21 protein-coding genes are annotated in these 23773 nt (G+C 36.2%); 8 read left to right on the forward strand and 13 right to left on the reverse strand.

Translation table 11 applies throughout. The features are described from left to right. Position 1: 1 nt before the first annotated feature. The gene (locus LUD75_RS12265; RefSeq protein WP_232705983.1) at positions 2 to 481 is read right to left on the reverse strand and encodes a DUF6265 family protein; all 480 of its coding nucleotides are present in this window, start codon (positions 479 to 481) and stop codon (positions 2 to 4) included. Between the two features lie 109 nt (positions 482 to 590). Further along, positions 591 to 1403, reverse strand: coding sequence for a response regulator transcription factor (locus tag LUD75_RS12270; RefSeq protein WP_232705984.1), 813 nt, complete (start codon positions 1401 to 1403; stop codon positions 591 to 593). 111 nt (positions 1404 to 1514) lie between these two features. Between LUD75_RS12270 and LUD75_RS12275 the strand changes: the two genes are divergently transcribed. After that, positions 1515 to 1691, forward strand: a complete 177-nt coding sequence (locus LUD75_RS12275; protein ID WP_220180099.1) for a histone H1 — start codon at positions 1515 to 1517, stop codon at positions 1689 to 1691. A gap of 356 nt (positions 1692 to 2047) precedes the next feature. On the opposite strand, the gene LUD75_RS12280 is transcribed toward LUD75_RS12275, so the two are convergent. Genes LUD75_RS12280 through LUD75_RS12290 form a run of 3 tightly spaced genes read right to left on the reverse strand, consistent with a single transcriptional unit; the run spans position 2048 to position 3810 of the window. After that, positions 2048 to 2434 (reverse strand): DUF2511 domain-containing protein, encoded by a 387-nt coding sequence (locus LUD75_RS12280; RefSeq protein ID WP_232705985.1) that lies wholly within the window; start codon positions 2432 to 2434, stop codon positions 2048 to 2050. 44 nt (positions 2435 to 2478) lie between these two features. After that, positions 2479 to 3372, reverse strand: coding sequence for a cation diffusion facilitator family transporter (locus tag LUD75_RS12285; RefSeq protein WP_232705986.1), 894 nt, complete (start codon positions 3370 to 3372; stop codon positions 2479 to 2481). Positions 3373 to 3432: 60 nt separating this feature from the next. Next, a complete protein-coding gene (locus LUD75_RS12290; protein ID WP_232705987.1) occupies positions 3433 to 3810 on the reverse strand; it encodes a helix-turn-helix domain-containing protein in 378 nt (125 codons plus the stop codon). Between the two features lie 77 nt (positions 3811 to 3887). On the opposite strand from LUD75_RS12290, the gene LUD75_RS12295 reads away from it, so the two are divergent. Next, the gene (locus tag LUD75_RS12295; RefSeq protein WP_232705988.1) at positions 3888 to 4544 is read left to right on the forward strand and encodes a nitroreductase family protein; all 657 of its coding nucleotides are present in this window, start codon (positions 3888 to 3890) and stop codon (positions 4542 to 4544) included. A 154-nt stretch (positions 4545 to 4698) separates the two neighbouring features. On the opposite strand, the gene LUD75_RS12300 is transcribed toward LUD75_RS12295, so the two are convergent. The 6 genes from LUD75_RS12300 to LUD75_RS12325 all read right to left on the reverse strand — a co-directional run bounded on the left by LUD75_RS12300 (position 4699) and on the right by LUD75_RS12325 (position 12633). Continuing rightward, entirely contained in the window at positions 4699 to 7875 is a 3177-nt protein-coding gene (locus LUD75_RS12300; RefSeq protein WP_232705990.1) for a M1 family aminopeptidase, read from the reverse strand. A 2-nt stretch (positions 7876 to 7877) separates the two neighbouring features. Beyond that, entirely contained in the window at positions 7878 to 8750 is an 873-nt protein-coding gene (locus tag LUD75_RS12305) for an ABC transporter ATP-binding protein (protein ID WP_232705992.1), read from the reverse strand. 122 nt (positions 8751 to 8872) lie between these two features. Next, on the reverse strand, positions 8873 to 9079 hold the full coding sequence (locus LUD75_RS12310) for a helix-turn-helix transcriptional regulator (protein WP_034966009.1): 207 nt from the start codon (positions 9077 to 9079) through the stop codon (positions 8873 to 8875). 2 nt (positions 9080 to 9081) lie between these two features. Next, positions 9082 to 9597: a DUF2975 domain-containing protein gene (locus tag LUD75_RS12315; protein WP_232705993.1), complete on the reverse strand. Its 516-nt coding sequence runs from the start codon at positions 9595 to 9597 to the stop codon at positions 9082 to 9084. Positions 9598 to 9785: 188 nt separating this feature from the next. Beyond that, entirely contained in the window at positions 9786 to 10730 is a 945-nt protein-coding gene (locus LUD75_RS12320) for a S41 family peptidase (protein ID WP_232705994.1), read from the reverse strand. Positions 10731 to 11169: 439 nt separating this feature from the next. Continuing rightward, a complete protein-coding gene (locus LUD75_RS12325; RefSeq protein ID WP_262908205.1) occupies positions 11170 to 12633 on the reverse strand; it encodes a serine hydrolase in 1464 nt (487 codons plus the stop codon). Positions 12634 to 13328: 695 nt separating this feature from the next. Between LUD75_RS12325 and LUD75_RS12330 the strand changes: the two genes are divergently transcribed. Then, a complete protein-coding gene (locus tag LUD75_RS12330) occupies positions 13329 to 13772 on the forward strand; it encodes a JAB domain-containing protein (RefSeq protein WP_232705997.1) in 444 nt (147 codons plus the stop codon). Between the two features lie 58 nt (positions 13773 to 13830). Further along, a complete protein-coding gene (locus tag LUD75_RS12335) occupies positions 13831 to 15111 on the forward strand; it encodes a DUF3945 domain-containing protein (RefSeq protein WP_232705999.1) in 1281 nt (426 codons plus the stop codon). Positions 15112 to 15768: 657 nt separating this feature from the next. On the opposite strand, the gene LUD75_RS12340 is transcribed toward LUD75_RS12335, so the two are convergent. After that, a complete protein-coding gene (locus tag LUD75_RS12340) occupies positions 15769 to 18630 on the reverse strand; it encodes a hypothetical protein (RefSeq protein ID WP_232706001.1) in 2862 nt (953 codons plus the stop codon). Positions 18631 to 18675: 45 nt separating this feature from the next. Then, complete coding sequence (locus LUD75_RS12345) at positions 18676 to 19293, reverse strand: NADAR family protein (protein WP_232706002.1); 618 nt, start codon at positions 19291 to 19293, stop codon at positions 18676 to 18678. Positions 19294 to 19440: 147 nt separating this feature from the next. Here LUD75_RS12345 and LUD75_RS12350 point away from each other — a divergent pair, with 147 nt between their 5' ends. From LUD75_RS12350 to LUD75_RS12365, 4 genes are all read left to right on the forward strand, one after another. After that, complete coding sequence (locus LUD75_RS12350; RefSeq protein WP_317207323.1) at positions 19441 to 20412, forward strand: recombinase zinc beta ribbon domain-containing protein; 972 nt, start codon at positions 19441 to 19443, stop codon at positions 20410 to 20412. Between the two features lie 291 nt (positions 20413 to 20703). After that, entirely contained in the window at positions 20704 to 21321 is a 618-nt protein-coding gene (locus LUD75_RS12355; protein WP_232706004.1) for a TetR/AcrR family transcriptional regulator, read from the forward strand. A gap of 58 nt (positions 21322 to 21379) precedes the next feature. Beyond that, entirely contained in the window at positions 21380 to 22714 is a 1335-nt protein-coding gene (locus LUD75_RS12360; protein WP_232706005.1) for a TolC family protein, read from the forward strand. 13 nt (positions 22715 to 22727) lie between these two features. Further along, positions 22728 to 23771 (forward strand): efflux RND transporter periplasmic adaptor subunit, encoded by a 1044-nt coding sequence (locus LUD75_RS12365; RefSeq protein ID WP_232706006.1) that lies wholly within the window; start codon positions 22728 to 22730, stop codon positions 23769 to 23771. Positions 23772 to 23773: the final 2 nt, after the last annotated feature.

Genomic DNA, 23773 nt, shown 5'->3' on the forward strand with positions numbered 1-23773 from the left:
ATTATTTAAGACGGCTCATTGGAAAGTACCGATGTTCATCTTTTCCATTTCTTAATCCTGAGATCTCAGCTTTCAGAGAGTCATTACCAATTCTTATATAAGAAATAACCTGTGGGAAATCGTGCATTTTATTCTCGAAGGTCAATGCAGGTCCAGAAATTTTCTTTTCCGAAAACCTGACCGGAGCGCCGCTGTTCTGATCGTTGACAGCAGGAATATAAAAGATTTTTCCGTGTTCGTTAACGAGTCGTATGGTCTCAAAAATTATGGTATCCTTATTCTTGATCATATAACTATAACCGCTTAATTCATTACGATTTATTTTTTTCCAAGTCTCGTAGATGCTTCCTTTCGAGGTTTTATGTTCCCAGGTTCCAACAAGCCATTCCGCATTTTTGATGCTGTATGTATTTTTTATGGTACAGCTGCAAAGCATTAGCAGGGCAGCAACAATAGAACAATTTCTTTTTCTTGTCATCATTTTTTTATTTTATCAAAGACGCTCAGGCAATTCATTGTTACTGAATCATCAGATCACAATGCGAAGTTGCGGTATCTTCTGCAGACAAAATTGTAAAAATGCGACACGATCATTCCCCGATAAAAAAAGAACTCATTTTCAAATGCTTTCCGTAATATTCTTTGGGTGTGACCCCAACGAATTCTTTGAAATCTTTTATGAAGTGGGCCTGATCATAATAGTCATTCTCGTAGGCCAGAGAAGTAAAGGTAGTTGATCCCTTTGTCAACAGATTATTGAGCGCTGCCTGAAGACGGATGATCTTTGATAATTTTTTGGGGCTCAATCCAATTGCCAAATGAAACTTACGTTCCAGCTGCCTTTGGTTGACATTGATTTGGCCGGAAAGTTCATTGATGGAAAGCTGTCCATTACCCGTTAAGACTTTATCTACGGTTGTTCTCACAATATTATTGATTGCATCCGCACGTTCCAGCCTGTTCAGTAAGAATATTTCGATCAGATTGATCCTTTCCTGTACCGAATGCGCATTTAATATTTTTTCCTCAATATCTTTCCCATCCCGATCGAAAAGTCTTTCTAATGGAACAGCAGTATTTTCCATTTCCTTTATCGGAATCGAAGTTAATGGCAAAAAACCATAGGGATGGAAACGGACAGAGAAGATATCCGTCTTACCTGTAGGTTCTATTTCAAGTGGACGTGTCAACTGGCCAATAACAAAACACCTTGGCTGGATCACAATATTTCCATCACCGGTGTACTGCTTATAAAGATCTCCATGATGGAAGATCATTTCCATACATCCATCTGGAATGATCGATTGCTTTTCAAGTCGATCACATCCCGAATCTTCCATTGTCCAATAGCATTTGACAAGCATCTTCAATTCTTGGTGCGGGTCAAATGTCTGGTAATTCATCGGGTTTAATTTTCCATAAAAATAAAAAAAATAGGCTAAACTTGATCTGAGAACATTGATAATTCTTTGCAATACCATTATATTTGCCCTCCAATTTAATTTTATAATATTATGAAAGAACTTATCGAAAAGATCAATGCAGAATTTGAAGCATTTTCAACTGAAGCGAATCAACAATCGGAAAAAGGAAACAAGGCAGCAGGAACAAGAGCAAGAAAATCAGCCCTTGAACTAAGCAAACTGTTTAAAGACTTTAGAAAAGTTTCAGTTGAAGAATCAAAAAAATAACATTTTCAAATAATAAACCCTTCAGTAATGAAAGGTTTATTATTGAACAGGGTAACAGTTGATCTTTCAAAATAATGTTTTAAAACCTGCATAAAAGCTATAGTCTTTATCTGAAAGGGTTTCAGCGATTTGAAAACCTACAATTGTATTGGCATATGCAATTAGTGCTATTTGTTGTCCATTTTCCTGTATAATTTGATTGATTCAAATTGAATTACAGTAAAGGTGGATATAAAACATACAGTCTTTTTCAGTCAAATCTACATTATTTGAAGGTAAATGTGGGATAGAGTTATCTTGAATAACTATTCAAAATTATACATTGAAAATATCTTTCCCGTTGACCACCGATTAATTTATTTATTCTCACAGATGGTCAGCCCCTGCGTTATAAAATCCCCGTACGAGATCTTCAGACCGATCCATTTGGGGTCATCCAACCATATCTCCTCAACCTTGCTGATAGAGGGGTCGTTATGTGAAGCTCCTTTCGCTGATCCGTTAAGAGCATAGATTTTACCATTGTTTGTTCTTCCGTAAATTTCTTTATATCCGGAACAATAAACCTCAATCTCATTGACAGAGAACGGCCATTCCCCATTATAGTCCTGTTTGGTGAATGTAAGTGTATTCTTTTTGGAAGGAGCACTGCATGATAAAATCAATAGCAAGATTGAAAACAAAGTTAAATTTTTCATCGTAAAAAATATATAGCGGTAAAAGTAATAAAGCCCTTCTATCAATTTTTACGGTTTTCCGTAGAATAAAAAAAATTCTGTTGTATCAATTATTCCGGCTGAATAATAACAAAATGAACCAATGGAAATTCCCTTTTTATATTTTCACGAATTCGTTTAATCGCCTCAGTGATATCTTCAGTATCCAGATGGTCTTCAAAATCGATGATGAGCATCAGTACAACTTCCTCGGGTGACTGGTAAGTAGATAATATATTTTTTGTTCTAACCACCGCAACATCTTTTTCAGCCAGTTTTGCAATCTTTTCCCTTGTTTCCGGCGCTATTCCTTCACCCATCAATAAGCTTCGACTCTCTCTGGCAAGGATAAAAGAAACAAATACCAGTATCAATCCGACAATGATCGAGGCAAGGCCGTCCAATTCAGGGATCTGGAAGGTATGGCTGATTCCCATCAATACCATCACTACAATCAGACCTGCCACTGCTGCACCATCTTCAAAGACCACGAGAAAGCTTGCGGGGTCTTTGCTTTTGATGATCGCATCCCACCATTTAAGACCGTTACGGGTTTTGTTAAATTCTTTGACGGCAATATGTAGAGAAGTTCCTTCGAAAATTAGTGAGAGCACCAATACGATATAGTTCCAGAAAGGGTCTTTCATCACTTCTGGTTCCAAAATATGTAAGATACCCTGATAAATGGATAATGCACCACCAAGACCAAATATCAATATGGAAACGACAAAAGACCAGAAATACAATTCCTTGCCGTAACCGAAAGGATGATATTCATCTGCCGGCTTTTTGCTCCTTTTTAATCCATACAATAATAACAGCTGATTGGTGGTGTCGACAGTAGAGTGGATCCCTTCAGAGATCATAGAAGAACTGTTGGTGAATGCTCCTGCAATAAACTTGGTTAATGCGATCAGCAGGTTGGCGGCAAGTGCACTGTAAATTGATTTTCGATTGTTGGCCATTTATGGAACTAAAGTATTAGGTAGAAAGATTATTTGACTTTTGATAGGATGTATATCATTTTACAATTTGCTCTCCATTTTTCTCTTCATTCCCGAAATAATACGTTTTCGATGCATAAAGCCCCAGTCTGCGATGGTGTTCGTGAGCTGTTGAAGAGATTTGCCATAGTCTGTGATCTGATATTCCACAGCAACAGGTGCCGTGTTCAGGACATGGCGGTCGATCAATTCATTAATTTCGAGATCTTTCAACTCACGGCTGAGCATCTTGCCGGAAATGCCTTTGACCTCTTTGAGCAATTCGGAATATCGCATCGGCTTATAGCAAAGACATGCGATAATGGACATCTTCCATTTTCCGTTTAAAATTTCCATTGTATCACTGATCGCCAATATTTTTTGACTGCAATCTTTTACCAGATCAAATTCTTGTTCCATATCATTCACTTGGTTACCCGTTTGTCACTATAACTTTTTGTCACTTGGTTACAAATATACACATTGAAGAGATAACTTTGCCCTTTCAATTTATAAATAACAAAATGGAATTAATCAAAAACCTGAAATGGCGTTATGCCGTCAAGAAATACTCAGAGAAGAAGGTCAGCGAAGATAAGGTCGACCAAATTGTTGAAGCCATCAATCTTACCGCTTCATCCTGCGGAATACAGCCGTACCGCCTGTTTGTCATCACCAATCCCGAGGTGAGGAAAAGATTGGGAGAAGGTTCATTCAATGCACAGCTCCATGCTTCTTCTCATTTACTGGTCTTTGCCGGATTCAATGAAATAACAAGTGAATATATCTTCGACTATGTCGAGATGATGGAAGACCAACGAAATTTGGAAAAAGGAGCTTTAAACGAGTTGAAGGATATGCTAATCGAATATTTCTCTGTCCAGACACCCGGACAAAATGTAATCTGGTCGGATAAACAAGCGTATATCGGTCTGGGAACGGCTTTGATCGCTGCGGCAGAGCTCAAAGTGGATGCAACGCCTATGGAAGGCTTTGATCCCAAACTATTTAATGAAGTTTTAGGTCTATCCGAAAAGGGACTTCACGCTTCAGTTATCTTATCATTAGGCTACAGGGATGAAGCGAATGATTTTCTGGCTTCCATGCCGAAAGCCCGATTACCTATTAATGAATTTTCTTTCAGAATAAGTTAATGAGCTAACCACCGAAACTTATCTTTAACTTTTAAAAATTTTGAAATTACTAAAACAGCCCTGACATTTGTCGGGGCTGTTGTGTACTTCGATGATTTGTAGCATTGTAAGTAAGTGCAATTTTAATTATTGAAACTTTTTGGATGGTTCAACGTTATTTTGATCTGAATAAAACGTCGATTTTCTTTTTAACCTTTTCGTTAGGACTCACTTTATAAAACTCTTTTAGTAAATCCAGAGTGGTGGGTTTCTTAGGATATTGATTGTGTAAAAGAAAGTTTTTAAGGGCTGTGTTTACTTGATCTTCACCGATTATCTCACTCAATTTTACCATCGCCACTGCGCCTTTAGAATATGAAATGTGGGTGTTTTCTCCCGTGACCTTGTAGAGTGGCTGAATCTCAGACAGACCTTTTTCATTGTCAAATATCTGTTGATGAACTTTTATTTTTTCCAACATTTTCTCTTTTCCGTGCATCTTTTTGTAGAGCATCATTTCGGTGTACATCGCCAAGGTTTCGGTCAGCATTACTGCGCCCTCTCTATCGTCGGGATCGATCTGGCTGTTTCCCCACCAGAGATGTGAAAGCTCGTGCCCGGCAAGTTCATTGATGACATCCTGATTCTGATCCGAATTAATATTGGCGTGAAACAGCATATCTTCCGTCATAAAAATCGATGAAGGATAAGCGGTGGCTGCAAAACCTTTCGTGAAGGAAGAAACTTCTGCAAAATTGATGGTCTTGAAAGGATATTTTCCAAAATTTTGGGTGCAGTAATCTAAAGTCAGTTTTGCATTTTCGATCAGATGATTCACATTTTCAGGGTGTTTTTCGTTATAAAAAATGTTGATTGCTATTCCTTTATAAACTGTGGTTTTTATCTGATATTTTGCGGAAGAAATGGCGAAGCGAAACGGAATATTTTCAGCTTTATATTGGAAATAGGTTCTGTTATTTTTAACAAAATGTTGAATTAAATCTCCGGTTCCTACAGCAGTCTGGTCTTTTTCTGTGGAAACGAGCATATCCAGATTGACGAAATCCTTCTTGAACACTTCCGGAGCTTCTAACTTTTTTAATTCTGATTGTTTTTCCAATTTAAATTCAGTCCGTTTTCCTTCATCTTCAATTTCATTAGTTGCTTGATAACCGAACGTTGGGAAGTACCTGCTGATTCTCATAAAAGAACCGTTTTCGATGATTGAATTAAATGAATCGTGACCATTCACTGCCGACCAATGATAGGAAATTTTAAAATCAAGACCAGCTGTTTCTCCAGGCTGTAAGGGCTGTTTCAAATAAATTTCGGTGACTTCCTGATCGATCTTTTTTGAGTCATAATTGGTATTGAAAACTGCAGATTCTATTTTCAGGTTCGGATGAAAATTGATTAAAATCTTATGAATTGGTCTGTCGGTTAGATTGATCAGTTGATATTTCCCATTAATCATATAAGAATTTTCAGATGGATAAAGCTGAATTTCTGTAATTATGTCTGTAATTGTTGGCTGTGCAAGATTTTCATAATGTTTGAAATTTTTTTCATATTGGGCTGACCGTCCTAATTTTTCATCTTCATTTTGTGGAATATAACCTTTCATAAAATGGCTTCCTGTAAAAATTCCAATTGATAATAAAATGACGGTAAAAATGATTTGTCTGACATTCCATTTTTTAGTTTTTATGAATTCATTGATTAACCATAAAAAAGCAATCATTCCGAACCCGAATAACAGTCTTTCTGCAAAAGCCGATGCATAGATTCCGTACCCATTGAAATCACTGTAAGCACCTTTGTAATCTGAGAAAATTCTTAATAACGGATAAGAAACGATCTTTTTTGAAACCGGTCCGGCGAACGTAAAACCTGCAAGAACGGAAACGGCCAAAGCGACAAATCGGTTTTTAATATTGTCATTGATCAATAACATAAAAGCAGAAAAAAGGATCAATGGAAAGGTATTAAAAAGAACTGTTCCCAGATACGCATTCCAATCGATGTGAAAGTAGTTGTAAATCAGCTGAAATGCTAATCCTTCCAAAATCAGAATCGCTGTAAGAAAGAATAATAAAATAGTGACAGAAAGAAAATGTCCGCTCAGTTTGCTTTTAGAAAAATAGGTACTTTTTTCAATAAGTGAAAATCCCGATGAATGGCTTCTCCAGTAAAGGTCGTTGATGAAATAAATGACGATCAGCATTCCAAACAAATGAAAATTTTCTGAAATCGTGGTAGACATCAGTCCTGAGCTTGCATATTTCTGAGGAAGACGGATTCCTTTTTCGATTTCGGCGTACATTTCCATCCCAACAAAGAATAAAAGCAATATAGAAACGGCGACAATAGTGATACTTTTAAAAAGGTAAATGAGGTCGATTTTCGCAAATGAAACAATAGATTTTATTGTGGCAGAAATTCCGAATACTGATTTTGTGGTTGTAAATTGTTCCAAATTAAGAGCGAAAGAAACATTTGTTATCTGGTTTTTGTTCCTGTTTTTACTTTTGTTTTGAGATAATGTTGAGAAAGAAAATATTCTGTAAGTCAATAATAAAAGAAGGATTGAAATAATCAAAAAAACGATTCTGTTGATCAATAAATATCCCGAGAACGGAACAATCAATTCATTCTTTTGCTGAGCGGATAAGGTTCTTGCTTCAAAAAAATAAGATGACATTCCAAAAGGATCAATTAATGCAGATAATTGCTGGGTTTCCAATGATTGTGGTAAGCTTCCTGCCATAAACGGTGAATTGGAAAATACGAGAATAATCATATAAAGAACGTAAAGAAACAGTCCGCCGACAACGACCAAAAGCTTTTTCTTCGTACTAAACGAGATGAAAAACAAAAAACTGCACACTACAAAACAGTTGATTCCTCCGAAAATCAAAAGAGGGTAGAAGTAATACCAAAAATGAAAATAAGGTTGGATCTCGCTTCCTGTCCGTAAATTTTGCCCGATCACAAAACCGATCATCAGAAATGTAAAACATAGAAAGGTCTGCAGAAAAAAGGTGAGAAATTTCCCTTGTAGGTAAGTTCGCTTTGAAAAAGGATAAGAGAAAATAAGAATATCAAATTTTGAATCCTGATCTTTAAAAAGAATCTGAGTGGCAAAAATGATCGCAAAAAAGATAATAACCAAACTCAACAATCCGGTCATAAAACCAATGGTGTAAGGCGAATTGAGATAAATTCCTTCTCCAACCGTAAGATTGAACTGATTGCCGCAGAAAATGCCGATCAATAATAAAATTAAGGCAACAAGATATGCTGGCCAACGTTTTACAAGACGTTTGACCTCGAATAAAAATAAGACATTCATAACTATGGTTTTTGAGTGAGCGTATGGAAATAAACGTGCTCCAATGAAGGTTTTACAGAAGAAAAATCTTGAAGCTGCTGTTCCGAGAATGCAGTGATGTACAATTCTCTTTCGATCAATTGCTGACTGATGATTCTATAATTGGATTGATAATTTTCCAACTCATCTTTTCCGATAGGTTTTGACCAGATCTTGTTTTCCAGTTCGGCAATCAGTTCGTTTGGATTTCCCTGTCTGAGAAGCTTTCCCTGATTGACAATGGCGACTTCTGAACAGAGATTTCGCACATCTTCCACCAGATGGGTCGAAAGAATAACGATCACATCACTGCTGATCTCATTAAGCAAAGAATTAAAGCGGTTTCGTTCTTCAGGATCCAAACCGGCAGTCGGTTCATCCACGATTATGATTTTTGGGTTTCCCAGCAAAGCCTGTGCAACGCCGAAACGCTGTTTCATTCCTCCGGAAAAGGTATGGACTTCCTTATTTTTAAAATCAGAAAGATTGACTTTTTCCAGCAGGTTTAAAATCTGGTTTTTTCTTTCGGAACTGTTTGTAATTCCTTTCAATATGGCAATATGCTTCAAGAGATCGTAAGCTGATACCTTGGGATAGACACCAAAGTCTTGAGGAAGAAATCCAAGATTTTGTTTGATATGATCAGTGTTTTCAGAAACATCGGTACCGTTGAAGATAATAGTTCCAGAGGTCGGTTTCTGTAAACCTACAATGGTTTTCATTAAAGATGATTTTCCGGCTCCGTTGGGTCCCAATAGACCAAACATTCCGTTTTCTATTTCAAGAGAAATATTTTTAATGGCCTGAAAACCATTTTTGTAAGTGAGGTTTAGATTGTTGATGTGTAAGGTATTCATAGGATTGATTTTAGGGTATAGAAATCCTGGCAACGTTTCCATTGCTTTCGAAATTTTGTTTGAAAATGTTTACGATAAAGCTTTTCGACCGAAAGTCGAAATCGCTTTTTTGAGATATTGGATTATTCCTCTTTATACTCCAGGATGTCTCCCGGCTGACATTCCAAAGCTTTACAGATGGCTTCCAGCGTATCAAAACGCACCCCTTTTGCTTTTCCTGTTTTAAGAACAGAGAGGTTTACAGTGCTGATTCCCAGTTTTTCTGCCAATTCTTTGCTCTGCATTTTTCGTTTGGCAAGCATAACGTCTAAGTTGATGATAATTGGCATTTTTATATAAATAGATCTTGTTCGTTTTGCAAATGTAATCCCTGTTTAAAAATATTGGCAAGGAAAAAACAGAAAATTCCTAACATAAAGTGGATGAAGACCAGTCCCCAGATGATGCTTTCTACCTCCACGAAAAAACTTGCCATAATGACGATGGGAAGCGGAACGAATATATTATATCTGTAAAATCTCTCAAGGTGTACGATATTTTCCTCGGTAAATAATTTTGACTGAAAGAAAACCCTGAACACTTTTGCTGACAACCAGAAAAAGATACCGTATGTTACTAAAACCAGTAAAAAAGAAAAGATGATATAGGGATAATTATTTTCGATGTTCAGAAATGGCTGCTCTGTAAAAGGATAATTAATATGCAGATATAAATGTTCCTTGTAGGGTGTAACAGCAAAACCTGTTAACAGGCAGAATACCGAATAGATGAATGTAAGGAGATAGCCTGCCGATAACAAAATGCACAGGTAATACAGGATCTTTGAAATGTTCTTACTCTGATTCATAGGATAATCAATTAATTTGTTAATGCAAATATATAATTAATTATCGTAAAACATTAATTAATTAAAATAATTATTCCGCTGTAAATCATTTTTCTTATCGATCTATAGTATGTAAATCATACTTCAAGGTCAAAATTTTCTGCAATCTCTAATCATAGTTTTTTAATATGAAGTAGAGTGAAGTAATTTTAACGTATTTTGATTTCTGAGATATAATCTTCTAACTTACCTGTTTTTACTACAATATCGGGTGCAATGCCCTTTCCGATCTCTTTATATTCCTTTCCGTTTCTGTCAACAACAATGCCTGTCGTCAGTTTTAAAATAGCACCGTCTGACAATCTGAACTCTGAATTGTCTGAGGTCAACCCCTGCGTATTCGCACCAATTATGGTCGAATTCTTCTGACCCACGAAAGCTGCAGTGACAAATTCTCCCGAACTTGCCGTTTTCTTGCTCACCAATATATAAGAAGGAATATTCTTATTTTTAAGGCTAATTGCTGGAACGTCAATTGTTGCGACCGTAGTGGTCTCAAAAAGCACATTATTCTTTTTGTTCTTATAATAACTAGTTTTGCCACTGCTATCTTTAGAGCCGATTACATTTTCACGGTCTAAAAATGGTTGGATTGCTTTGAACATCGGAGAAAACATACCGCCGTCGTTTTCCCGCAGATCAATGATCCAGGCTTTGGGGTTTTTAGCATCCAGCACTTTGATCTTCTTGTAAAAATCACTTACGTACATTTTCCAATCCTCCTGATTGAGATTACCTATAGCTGGCACTGAAATATAGGCAAGGTTTCCGTTGATCACACTATCTTTAGGGTATGGAAACTCCAAACCTGATTCCTGGTAGGTTCTCATATAAGCGCTGACCATTTCAGGAGGATAGAAGCCAGAGTGATGGTCATTCAAATGTTCCAGACTTTTGATGATAATGGGATACACTTCTTGTACTGTATTTTTATCCGCAGCGGAAGCAAAAGCCTCCTGCGATAACTTTTCCCAATTCACTGTTCCCTTATTGACAGAGTTCTGCTTCATTAACATGATTGCATCTTCCAGATATTTTTTTGGACTGCTTTTCTGTCCCCAGGTTGCCTGAGAGGTTAGTAGGCAGAAAATCATGGTTAAACATACTGATCTCCATCTGTTGTAACTCCTAATCTTTGTCATTGTTTTTTCTGTAAATCTAGGTAATTCGTTGCATTCTTAGAAAGCAAATATTGTAATCGAATTATCCGCGGCTAATAGTATGAGATTAGTTGTATAGAAAAACAGTCTTTTAAACCTTTACATTTCTTTTCATCTGTCTGCGTTTGTTTTCAATTCTGAGGGTTAAATTCTTAATTTATTTATAGAGCCTACATAATATTTTATATACTTGAATTTAATATGGGCAAATTTAAATGTTAGACAATGCCTGTGCGGCTACCTGATTTTCTATAGCAAATATATTCCGTTGTCTCTGCGGGAAAAAATCTTTTTGGGTATCCGGGATCGGCGATTATTTTTGGTTATAATTAGCTGAAGATGTAGCTTTGATAGTTATCCATTATAAAAATAGTTAATGCTTTGATTTCAGTTTTATGATTATTTCTTGCGCAATTTTATTTTGGGGATCTAGTTTTAAGGTGTGTTCGTAATTTTTAAGTGCAAGATTATAATTTTCAAGTTCCAGATATGTTTCTCCTAAACTGTCATAAGCATTAGCACTTGAAGGAAATAATGATACATTCAATTTAAATAATTCTAAAGCATCTTTTAGCCTTTTCTGCGAGATCAATTTGTAACCCCAAATATTTATTTCATTTTCTGTCAATATGAAATCCTTATTTTTAGATTTCAATTTCTTGGCTGTTTCGATGGTATTCTTATAGCCATTTTTATCTACAATCATTTTCAAAGATTTTGCTGAAGGTGACATTCCAAAACCATTGGCTTCTCTCATATCGGGAATAAACAATCCTGCCAATTCATCTATGAAAACATCAGGAGATCCTCCTGACAAATTGGTTAGTACGATGATGGAAAGGTCATCTTTCGGATAAACAAATACAGCTGCTCTTCCTCCACCAACAGGAGCCAATGCAGGATGTTCTGCTCTGCCGATTGTTGGCCAGCCTGCAGCATAGCCGTTGAGAAGCCTGCTAAAGCCGGCGGTTTTCCCATTATTCAATACATCAGGTTTCCAAAGTGCTTCTAAGCTGGATTGCTGTTTTAATAATTCCATATTCTGTAATGCGATGATCCATTTTGCGAGTTCGTTTGCGGTAGAACTCATCCCGGCAGCTGTTTGCAGGGGCGGCGGAAATGAGAAAAACATATTATTGAGTTTGCCTTTAGAGAACTGATAACTGTTGGCAGCATTCGGAACCAATTCTTTTGTCGCTCCAAAACCTGATCGGATGGTCATTGGCATACCCACTTTTTGCAGTTGCCCTTCGGTGATGAATTCCTGGAACGTCATTCCGCTCAGCTTATTGATGATCAGACCAAGCAAATAATAATTGGTTTGATTATACCTGAATTCTTCACCAGCCTTGAAATCGTTAGGCATAGCGATCACTTTTTTCCAGGCCGTATCAAAATTATCAGCGATCAATACGGCTTCCTCTTCGTCTACAAGATCAGGAATTCCGGAAGTGTGCGATAACAACTGCTGAACTTTCACCGACTTCCATGTCTCAGGAATATCAGTAAGGTAATCTGAGATGGGAGAATTCAGTTTTAATTTTCCTTCTTCTACCAATTGAAGGACTGCAACTCCGACAAAAGCCTTTGTTATGGAATTGATCGTGAAAACAGATTTTTGACTTACAGCAATCGAGTCCTGAATGTTGGCCAATCCGTAATAACCTGTTTTGATTATCTTACCGTGTCTGACAATGGCTAATTCTAACCCCGGAATTTTACGCTTTTGCATTTGCTTTTGGATAAATACATCAATGCTGTCTGTCTGAGAGAAAACTGAGACAGTACAGAAAGATAATATAATTGCGGCCAATGACTTTTTGAAAATGAGAATCATATATAGTTTAATTTATAGATACGGTTATTACTGGATTTTAAAGCGTCAAATATAAGAATGAAAAGACATTTGTCTACAATTAAATGTTTCAATTGTTAGCCTTTTTTAGTAACTATTTTGATGATTCAGAACCATTTTATAGATGATTTACAATTCCATTTTAGACAGTTTACCATTTCTGCAGATATAGCGCATCATTTTTTATTGAAGCTATCATAAGCAAATCAGATTTCAACGATTTTCAATGTCCTATGAGGCTACCTGATTTTCTATAGCAAATATATTCCGTTGTCCCTGCGGAAAAAAATCTTTTTGGGTATCCGGGATCAGGGATCCCAGAACCTCCGCAAAAAGATTTCAGGCTTTCATCAATGTTCTTTCTTATTGTTTTCAAGGTATTGATTGCAGTTTTCCTTGTGCCTGCCTGAATGGTGATCTGCATAGAAAAAGTCAGAAACCTCACAAGATGCAATTGCAGTTCATTGAAATTTTGATCCTTATTATTCTTTAGATATAAATATGCTTATTTGATCTTATGATCATTCAATTGATAAAATTATTTAAAGACCAGTTCTTCCGATGGAATAATAAAGTAAAGTATAGAAAAAGGTCAAAGTTTCCTTCAATCTGCAATCATGGGTTTTTGATGGCAAGTGCGGGAAAAAAAGGTCTCCGCCGTACTCGGAGCAGGAAATATGAAATTCAACATCGTCAACGAAATTAAATTGAGCTACTCAAGGAAGGGAAATTGTGAAAGGTCTATATCGTCATCAAGAGATGCGGTGGATGTTTTCAGAGCGCACTTCGATGCGGAGGAAATGGATTATAGGGAATCTTTCTTTGCACTGTATCTGGATCAGGCAAATAAGGTACTTGGAATTAAGAAAATATCCGAATGTGGAATTTCTTCGACTTTGGTGGATGTTCGCATTATTATGCAGGATGCTCTTCTTTGCAATGCCTCAGGGATCATTGTTTCCCATAATCATCCTTCAGGGAATTTAAAGCCTTCTGGATGTGATATTAAAATGACCGCAAAGATCAAAGAGGCTGCAAAAATACTAGATATGTCTTTGCTTGATCATGTGATTTTGACTTCTGATTCACATTTTTCATTTGCGGATGAAGGAATAATCTAAATAATACTGAGTGTGTTAAAAAACAACAACCATTAAAATAACTAATAAAATCATCATCATGAACAACATCGGAAATCATACGGCAGTTTCAGAAGTCAGTACTTTATTGGTACTTCATCACAGTAACAATTCTGTCGGAATTGTTCAGGCGGTCAACCCATCCGGAAATCTTATAGACATTCAGCCTGACTGCAACAAAGTGGATACGGTCATGCGGATCGATTCGTCGGAGAATTCTTTTACGGACTTCTATTCAGATTTTTATCATCAGCTCAAAGATCCCTCCGAATACTCATTTTTTAAAGTGAGGGAATTCGAGGCGCAGGAAACAGCGAGAGGTTTACAGGCGTATATTGATTGTACATCGGATGCTGAAAGACAGGATCTGAAAGCGTACGAAGTTTCTATTGAAGCGGTAGAAACTGCCAGAAATCAGAAGTCTGATGAAAGAGATTCTTCTGTTTTGAAGAATGGTTCGAGTAACGGGTCATCTATAATCCGTCATAGTTCTCAATATCGCTATCAGATTGAGGATGTGCCTTGGGACAAGATGGTGGAATTAGGTCTTGACAGGGAAAAGTTGGAAGAGATAGGGGCATTGGATGCTCTGTTGAAAGGCTATAAAACACCGATGTTGATCCCGATACTTTTTCATGATGGTGAAGCAGTAAGTAAGATTGAAGCACGGTTGCAATTGCGGATCGATGATGATGGAGAATTGATTATTCAGGTGCATCGGGTTTGTAAGAAAGTGGATTTCAGAAAGAAGTTTAAGGGGCATAAGTTCACGAAAGAGGATAGGGTCAATCTTTTGACTTCGGGGAATATGGGCAGGGTGGTAGATCTTATTGATACGGTTACAGGCGAGGTCATTTCTTCACTGATAAGTTTGGACAGGCTGACCAATGAGCTGATTTCTTTGAGGGTGGAATTTGTACGGATTCCTGATGTGCTTTGCGGTGTGAGATTGGATTTGGAACAGAAGCAGGTGCTTCGTGAGGGGAAAGCTTTGTTTATTGAAAATATGGTATCGAAGAAAGGAAAGCTTTTTTCTGCTGTTGTACAGTTCAATGCGGACAGGCAATGGGTGGAGTTTATGTTTGAGAATAAGTTTATAAGTTCTGGTTTTAGGGGAGTACAGTACTCTGAAAGGGGAATTCCTTCATATTTCAGAGGTGTTAAGCTTCGCCAATGGCAGATGGATAAGTTGAAGGCAGGAGAGATAGCTTATATTAAGGGGCTGGAGAGCAGAAAAGGGAAGACCTATCAGGGTTATATTAGTTTTGATAAGGCATTAGGGAGGATTGTGTTTTCTTTTAAGAATCTGAAGAAGAAATAGGAGACTCGTGAAGATGTTTTTGGACTCTGGAAGAAGGGAGTAAGTAAATTGATATAATTTTTTAGTAACCTGCAAGGTCGATTGACTTTGCAGGTTGCTTTGTTTGAGTTTTGAAATGAATAGGGATGATGAAAATCGGGCGGCAAAAATGCAATTCCTTCCTGTGGTCGAAAACGCATTTTTGCAGGATTTGGAGCAACCATATTGCTAAAACATTGCCTGGTAGGGCTTTTCTATGTTTTTGAAAGAAGGTTGCGGAGATTTAGAATTATAATATTTTATTTAGGTACCTGATATTGATATTAATGAAGGACGTTTTCCGCATATTCTCTTTGATTCGTAGCGGTCGGGAACAAGACTAATTATCATTTCTTTAACAATATACCTATAGTTGTTAATTTTAATTCTAATAATAAGATGTTGTGAGAAATTTCCACAAAGACATTAAAGCTCGCTGCAATTTATTGTTACACATTGCAATTATTTCCAACTGTAATTTTTTAATAAAAATAAAATAGATGTTGCGACTGCTTTTTTTGGAAATCTGAAGTTTTAAACTTTAGATCATTGGTGGGAAATAGCAGATCAAGATTTAATGTCAAGTAAGTAGCTAAACAATTGAACAGTGTGTGATTTTAAATAATGAAAAAAAATATTTCAGTCGTTATACTCTTCTTTCATTATTTTAATTTTTTCCATGAGCTCATGATCGTCTTTAGTGTGTGCTACAGAGTACATTAAATTAAATATAGGATGGGGATAACCTAATACTTTCACATTTAGGTTTTTAAAAATAGTAAGGGCCATCAGGCAAGCTTTGTATGCATTTTCCAACTCCCCATTGAAATAAAATGATTCACCAAGTTTGATGTAGTAGTGCATAAGAAAGGCATCATTCCTATTTTCATTTGGAAGTTCCTTATGGAGATTAATTGCAAGTTTAAAAAGTTTAATGGCTTCAGGGAAATTTAATACCTCATAATTCGCTAATGCCAAAACCTGACATTGAACGGACATGGAAAAATCATCATAAATATTGTGTTTCTGCCTTAGATACTGTAGATTCTCAAAACATTCTGTGAAACGATCCATCTTTCTTTGTTGGATAAACAAATGGCAGAGGTTACAAATGGATATGAACAGTTTTGGCAGGTGCTCTTCATGAAGACTTAAGATTGACACTGACTGCTCAAAATATTTAAAAGCATGATCCATATCGTCGTCAGCTGCAAGAGCGATTCCGTAATTATTGGCTATTAATCCAAGCAGCGGGTCAGTGGGGTCAAGATGGTTCTCTGCCCGTTCAAATAAGCTCGTCCACTTTTCAGTTATGTGATCTTTTCCCAGCCAGTTATAAATATGTAAAATCTCATTTTCCAATTGTAGCAAAGGTTGATAAATCGCCCCACGATGTGGTTCATTGATCACATTAAGGATTGCTTCTCCAAATTTTAAAAACCTTAATGCAAGTTTGAGATCCTGATCTGAACCTTTTTTAAGCACCTGTAAAAGGCTCCCTATATTGAAAAGCTGGCTTAAAAAAGGCAGTTCCATTACACGCTCCTGATAGATGATAGAATCCCTCAAAACTTTATGCATTGTAATTTTGGAGCCTTCCCGTTCAATTAAGCCTTTAGCATGCAATCTATTAATCGCATTCGTTAAATTTGTTCTGCTTTCAGACTTGTGTTCTTCTCCGAACCAATCAACAAGATCATTAAACTGCACATCCTCCAAGGGCAGCATTGCGAAAAAGCTCAGATAATATGCTTCAGCAGGTTCAATTCTACTTAGGCTAAATGTTTGATTTAAAATCTTTAAAATATTGAGTGATTGTCCACCATCATTGGGAATGTCTATATTGAGGTTGTGATCATCCAAGCTTAGCTTTTCAAAATGATCCAGCATAATATCCAAAGTAAGATCAAAACTATATTTAATTGTCTTGGCGACTAAGCCAATGACCAAAGTATTATATTCTACATATTTAAATAGAGATTTAAATTGCTCGTCAGTAATATCAGCACCATCTTCGAAATTGCGGTAAATCGCCTTAGATTCTTCAAAACTTAACTTTTTTACGGTTAAAGTTTTTATGTTCTCCAGTCGTAATCTTGTACCAACAATCATTTTCCAGTGCGCTAAACACTGTATTTCTGACATTTCTGCTTCGATGCTATCGTAGCTATCAACGATAAGCAAATTATTACCTGTAATCTGATTCAGTATGTTTATTATTACACCAAACCTGCCTGAAAATTCCTCGGGATTTAAAGCAGGCAAATCCAGATTTAGGGCTAACTGTTCGTGGAAATTCAAAGTGCTTACCAAGCCCGTTTCAACATTGATCCAGATAAGATGATCATAATCCTGAACATATTTTGAGACATACAGTTTTAATAGAGAAGATTTTCCCATTCCCCCATTGCCATTTACACTCACATGTTTGTTGTCTTTAAGAAGATCATGAAGATCAGATATCACGTTTTCTCGTCCAATGATCATTGATGAATTAATGAAGGGGATAGTTGTTATCAGTTGTGGAATCAGCTTCTTGCCAGTTAGCCCTTCAATTTTTTCTCCATATAGTTTTTGTATATCTATTAAACCATCGACCGTTTTCTTTATGACAGCGACATCTTTTTCGAGAACTTCAACACGAAAATGAAACAATTGAGCAAAGCGTAAATCAATGTAATGTACCATTTCATCATCATTCGATTTCATTAAGCCATCTAAAATACCTTTGTTAACTTTTCTTTTATCAGGATCTGGTAGCTGAGATATGCGATATATTTCGCTTAGAAGAACATCGAAGAGTAATTTTTTAGGTCTTTTTTCAAAAACAGGATGATCTAAATAAATATTGATATCAACAATTATTTTATCAACTGCTTCTTCGGTAGGTACTTCTTTGAAATTCCATTTTATTTTACTCACAAAATCATCAATCAAATTCTGATCATTGAGTAATTTCTGAAATAAGGATAACTTGTTTTCTAAGGCCTTTTTCTGATCATTTGAAATTGCTTTTTTTGCTAAAGATTTCTGAATCTTTGAATTGATCTGTGAAAATAAAATATCAGACACAATGTTTCCGCATTGCTGAAGGGTTTCTTCTCCAATATTGTGTTGCTCTGCGACCCATCTTTGTAACAGTTGCTCACTTTCAGAAATTTTGGTGTTTGTTATAAAGTGAAAAAAAACAGGTGTTGAACTGTTCGAATGCTCGAGATATAAGCTGAAGAAATTAAATAGTGACTTCTTTATCTCGGGTGATTTAAAACTGAAAACTGAAGAATAGCATTTGATCTGCGTAAACACTAATTGGTCACCTATCTCTGTGATATCCTCATCAACCTCGGTTTTAATGTCGTCTTCAATACCATTTACATAATGATCCAGCCATTTCAAGACAACATGCAAATACTGATAGTAAAAACCACGATTTGTTGCAATTGCATCACGATTGATCCTGATGAATTTTAGTAGATCGGCTTGAATGATATGGTTTGACAATGTTTTTAGAAACTTCAGATGTATAAATCAAACTTGCAAAAATTCTTAATATGCGTAAATATCATCAAGGTCATCAATAAAATAATTATCGTTATGGATTTCTTTTATTGGATTATCATACAATAGAAATGCTTTGATTTGAGGATCAAGAATTACAGTTTCTTTAGTAATGATATTTGATTTGACTTTTTCTCTTAATTCCATCAAAAGTCTTCCCAATGCATTTTTTCCTTTCAAGATAGACGGGTTTACTGGTGAAGCTCCCCATATTGTATCTTTTTTAGAAAATTCTACTATTGTTTTTTCACCTGTACTCAGCAGCAATTCCGAAAAAGTATCAAAGTTTTGGATCAACTTAACTTCAAGACACCACTTCATCACCTTAAACTTAACGCTATCCCAATCTTGTCTGCTAAACTGCTGGTATTTCCTGCTTACAGATTTTGCATCCATTGGATTTTTTGTTTCAATAATTTCCTTCTGAATCATTGGAAATAATGGAAATCTACATGCCTGATAAAGAATTTCTGAACTTTGGATATTAACTTCGTTTATGAACAGAGAATAACCGGGAGCCATATTAGAAAGGCCTCCAAATTTATTTTCAGTTTTAGCAAAAGTTATAATTTCTCTTGTATTATATTCTCTAATGCTCGGATTCATAGTGCTAATTTAAACATTTTTTCATTATCCTCTATTAGCCACAGGAAATAAAGGTATCCAATCGTGACCTGGAACTTGCCACCAATATACTAACGGACAATTATTTGGAATATTTCGCCATGTAAAAAAGTGAGTTCCTAACCCAATATAGCCTATTGCGGAAAATTATTTTTAAAGGCTTATAACGACGAGGAGGAAAAAATAGTTGAAGGAAAACATGAGGCACTGATCTCTGAAGAACTTTTCATGAAGGTTCAAAGGGTTCTCCATCGTAAAAGCAATAAGGATGATTTCTTACCGGCAGGAAGAATAATAAATGAAGAACGTTATCCTTTAAGAGGATTACTACTTTGTCCAAAATGCAATAGTACTCTTACAGCCAGCAGTGCTAAGGGCCGAAGCAAGCATTACTACTATTACCATTGCACAACCTCATGTGGTTTCAGGCATAATTCTGAAATCGTTAATGATCTTTTTGTCGAAGAACTATCAAAATTTAGATTCAGCATCGGTGCTGAGAAAATATTGAAAACAATTTTAGAACAGAACTTTTTAATAGTTTCAAATGGTCTAAATGATGAAAGAAAGGTTTTGCAGAATAAACTTAATGCTATCGAAGGAAGAATTGACAAAGCGAGAGATATGTATCTTGAAGATAAATTGGATGAAGAAGATTTTAAAAGGATTAAAATGAAGTATAAAGTGGAAATTGAAGATATCAACTTTAAATTAAATTCATTAAAAAATTCTGGTCATACAGATGATATTGAAAAGAAGCTGAGTAAAGCATTAAATGCCATTGTAAACATCTCTGAAAGATATAATAACGCAAGTACAATTGACAAACGCGCAATTGTTGGTTTGATATATCCTGAAAAGTTAACATTCGACGGCGAGTATTTTCAAACCACAAAAATCAACAGTTTGGCTGGTAATATTGCTTTGATTAACAAAGAGTTAGGAAATAAAAAAAACCGACAAAGAAGTGAAAAAACTTCAAATGTCGGTCTTGTGACCTTGACGGGATTATCTTCAAACACTTTTATAGATGATTTGATTCGTTTGAGCCAAATTAAACAAGAATTGCAGAGTCCATTTTTATTAAATAATTTCTTTTAGTTTTTGTCTAAAGCAATTTAATTCTAAGAATTAATAACAATCAGCAATGGAATAATTAACCTTAATTTGGCTGTGTTGGTCTTGTACCCATACCGAGAAATATCGAAACATTTAGTGCAAGATTTGGAAAGAATTTCACAAATCTATAAAGTCAAAATTTGATTTTCTTTAAAATTTATTTTTGGAAATATCGGTCTTAATAAATATAGTGAAAAGCCGTTTTAAGTAAATTGCATAAAAAAATGAACGTTGTTCAAAAATAATGTCTACATTTGCATTGTAAATTCAGTTATGAGTATAAGTGAAAGAAAACAGAAGGAAAAAGAGGCTTTGCGGCTGCTTATCCTGAATGGAGCTAAAAAATTATTTGTCGAAAAAGGAATCGAGCAGACCACCATTCGAAATATTGCAGATGCAATCGATTATAGCGTAGGGACTGTATATGTGTACTATAAGGATAAGAATGCTATTTTCCACGCATTGCATTCAATTGGGTTTCAAGAATTGAGAGGCTACTTCCAGGAGTTGGACAGTATTAAAGATCCAATGCAGAGACTTCGTAAAATGGGTATGATCTATATGAAGTTTGCGTTAGAAAATTCGGAGATGTACGATTTGATGTTTAACCTTCGTGCACCGATGGACTATCTGGAAGATCAGAAAAACGAGCTTTGGTCGGAAGGTGCCGATACTTTTGCTTACGTAAAAAAAACAGTCCGTGAATGTATGGAAAAAGGACATTTCAAAGGTCACAAAGAAGAACCGCTATCTTTCATAGTCTGGAGTGTGACGCACGGAATGTGCAGTCTTGAAATCCGTGATAGAACGAAAGGTGTAAAATTCACCAATCCTGAAACCATTCTCTCAGAAGGTTACGAAGAATATTTAAAAATTTTAGAAAAACTGTAAAAGTTTTTTTTGAACTAAATTTTGAACAACGTTCACATTATAAACAATGTATATATTAATGAAAAAATTATCATTTCTGGCTTTGTTTTTCCTCGGTTTTATCGGGTATTCTCAAAGTCATCTCGACCGGTATATCGAAATCGGTCTGGAAAATAACGAAGTCATCAAACAGAAAAACTTCGACATCAACAAAAGTCTCTATGCTTTGAAAGAGGCGAATTCCCTTTTTTACCCGACAGTGGCATTCAACAGCACATACACGATTGCAGACGGCGGAAGAACCATCGACATTCCGATCGGGGATATGCTGAATCCTGTGTACAACACATTGAATCAAATCACGAATTTCAACGCTTTTCCGCAGTTGCAGAATCAGTCGGTGTTGATCAATCCCAATAATTTATATGATGTCAAGCTTCATACAACGATGCCACTTCTGAATTATGAAATTATTTACAACAAAAGGATCAAAGCTCAGCAGACCACTATGCAAAAGATCGAACTTGAAATCTACCAGCGTGAACTGGTCAAGGAAATAAAAATTGCCTACTACAAATATCTTCAGTCGGTGGAGGGCATCAGAATTTATGAAAATGCACTGTCAATCGTGAAAGAAAATCAAAGAGTAAACAGATCGCTTTTTAAAAATGACAAGATCAACAGAACAGCTGTATTAAGAAGTGACAATGAACTTATAAGAATCGAAGCTAATCTTGAAACCGCAAAGAACACGAGCAAAAATGCCAGATCGTATTTCAATTTCCTGTTGAATCAAAAACTGGATTCAGAAGTTCTGATCGATGAAAATTTGGAATTGCCTGCTGAGATCATCGCAGAAAATACGGAAAACAGAGAAGAATTAAAACAATTAGGTCAGGCAAAAGAGATCAACGAAAATGTGCATCAATTAACAAGATCCAACTGGTTTCCAAAACTGAGCGGATTTGCAGATCTGGGATTGCAGGATTTTGATTTTAAAGTGGATAAATCTTCACGCTATTATTTCGCAGGACTAAGTCTGGAATGGAATATTTTCTCAGGCAACAAGAACAAATATAAACTCAAACAGGTTGATGAAGACAGCAAAAAGATCAGTTCACAGATCGACAATGTAAAACAGCAATTGCTGTTGCAGTTCGAAGTTTCCCAAAACAATCTGAGGTCCGCATTGGAGCAATATGAATCTGACAATAAACAGAAAGAAACCGCCAAAAAATACAATGGCGACGTGACCAAACTTTACAAAGAAGGACTGGCAATCTATATTGAATTGCTGGATGCTCAAAATCAGGTGGTCAATACTCAGCTGAATGCCAATATTTCATTGTACAATTCCTGGATTGCCTTCGCAGAGCTGGAAAGAGCCAACGCTTCATTCAATATTAAAAAATAAAATACCCACTATTATGAATAAAACAATCACAATATCACTGTTTTCCCTTTTCCTGATAACTTCCTGCAAAGAAGAAAAGAAAGAAGCCAAACCATTTGAAAATACCGATGTTATCGCTTTGAAAACCGCTTCTGTAGCATCTCTGTCAATGGCCGGAAATATCAACGCCTCCGGTCTGGTTACCACAGAGAATGAAACAACCTATTCCTTCAAGATCGGTGGCGTAGTGAGCGGGGTTTTTGTAGAAGAAGGACAGTTTTTCCGAAAAGGTCAGCTATTGGCAACATTGGATGAAACAGAGATTCGTGCAGGGCTGAATCAGTCTGACCTGAACGTTCAGAAAAATGAAAGGGATTATAAACGTGCCAACAATCTGTACAAAGACAGTGTGTACACCTTGGAACAGGTTCAGAATACCCGAACAGGTCTTGATATTGCCCGAAAACAAAAAGATGCGGTGGCTTTTAATGTAAAGTATGCAAAGATCTACGCCACAGCAGACGGTTTTGTTGCTCAAAAGGTTGTTAACAAAGGAGAGATCGTAGCTTCGGGTTCGCCTGTTTTGGTCATTAATGAAACGTCACACAACAACAATTATTTACTTAAAGTCGGTTTGACCGATACCGAATGGGCATCTACAAAGATCGGACAGAAGGCGGTAGTGACGCTGGACGGTTATCCTGATAAGAAATTTGATGCCTTCATCTTCAGAAAATCTCAATCAGCAGATTTGGCGATCGGTTCTTTTCAGGTAGAACTGAAACTGACGATGAATGACAGCAAGCCAGCCGTCGGAATGTTCGGAAAGGCGGAAATCAAAACCCACAATTCCGAAGATTTTATCGTAATTCCTTACAATTCGCTTTTGGAAGCTGATGGTAACAAAGCGTTCGTTTTTGTAGTTGAAAACAACAAAGTAAAGAAAAGACCGATCACGATTGCCAAATTTGAAAATGACAAAGTTTTCATTCAGGACGGTCTACAGAAAAGCGACAAGATCGTCATCTCAAACAGTGCCTATCTGAACGAGCAATCCACCATTAAAATCATTAAATAAGA

Origin of the sequence: Epilithonimonas sp. JDS, from assembly GCF_021261315.1 — a bacterium.
Taxonomy (GTDB): domain Bacteria; phylum Bacteroidota; class Bacteroidia; order Flavobacteriales; family Weeksellaceae; genus Epilithonimonas.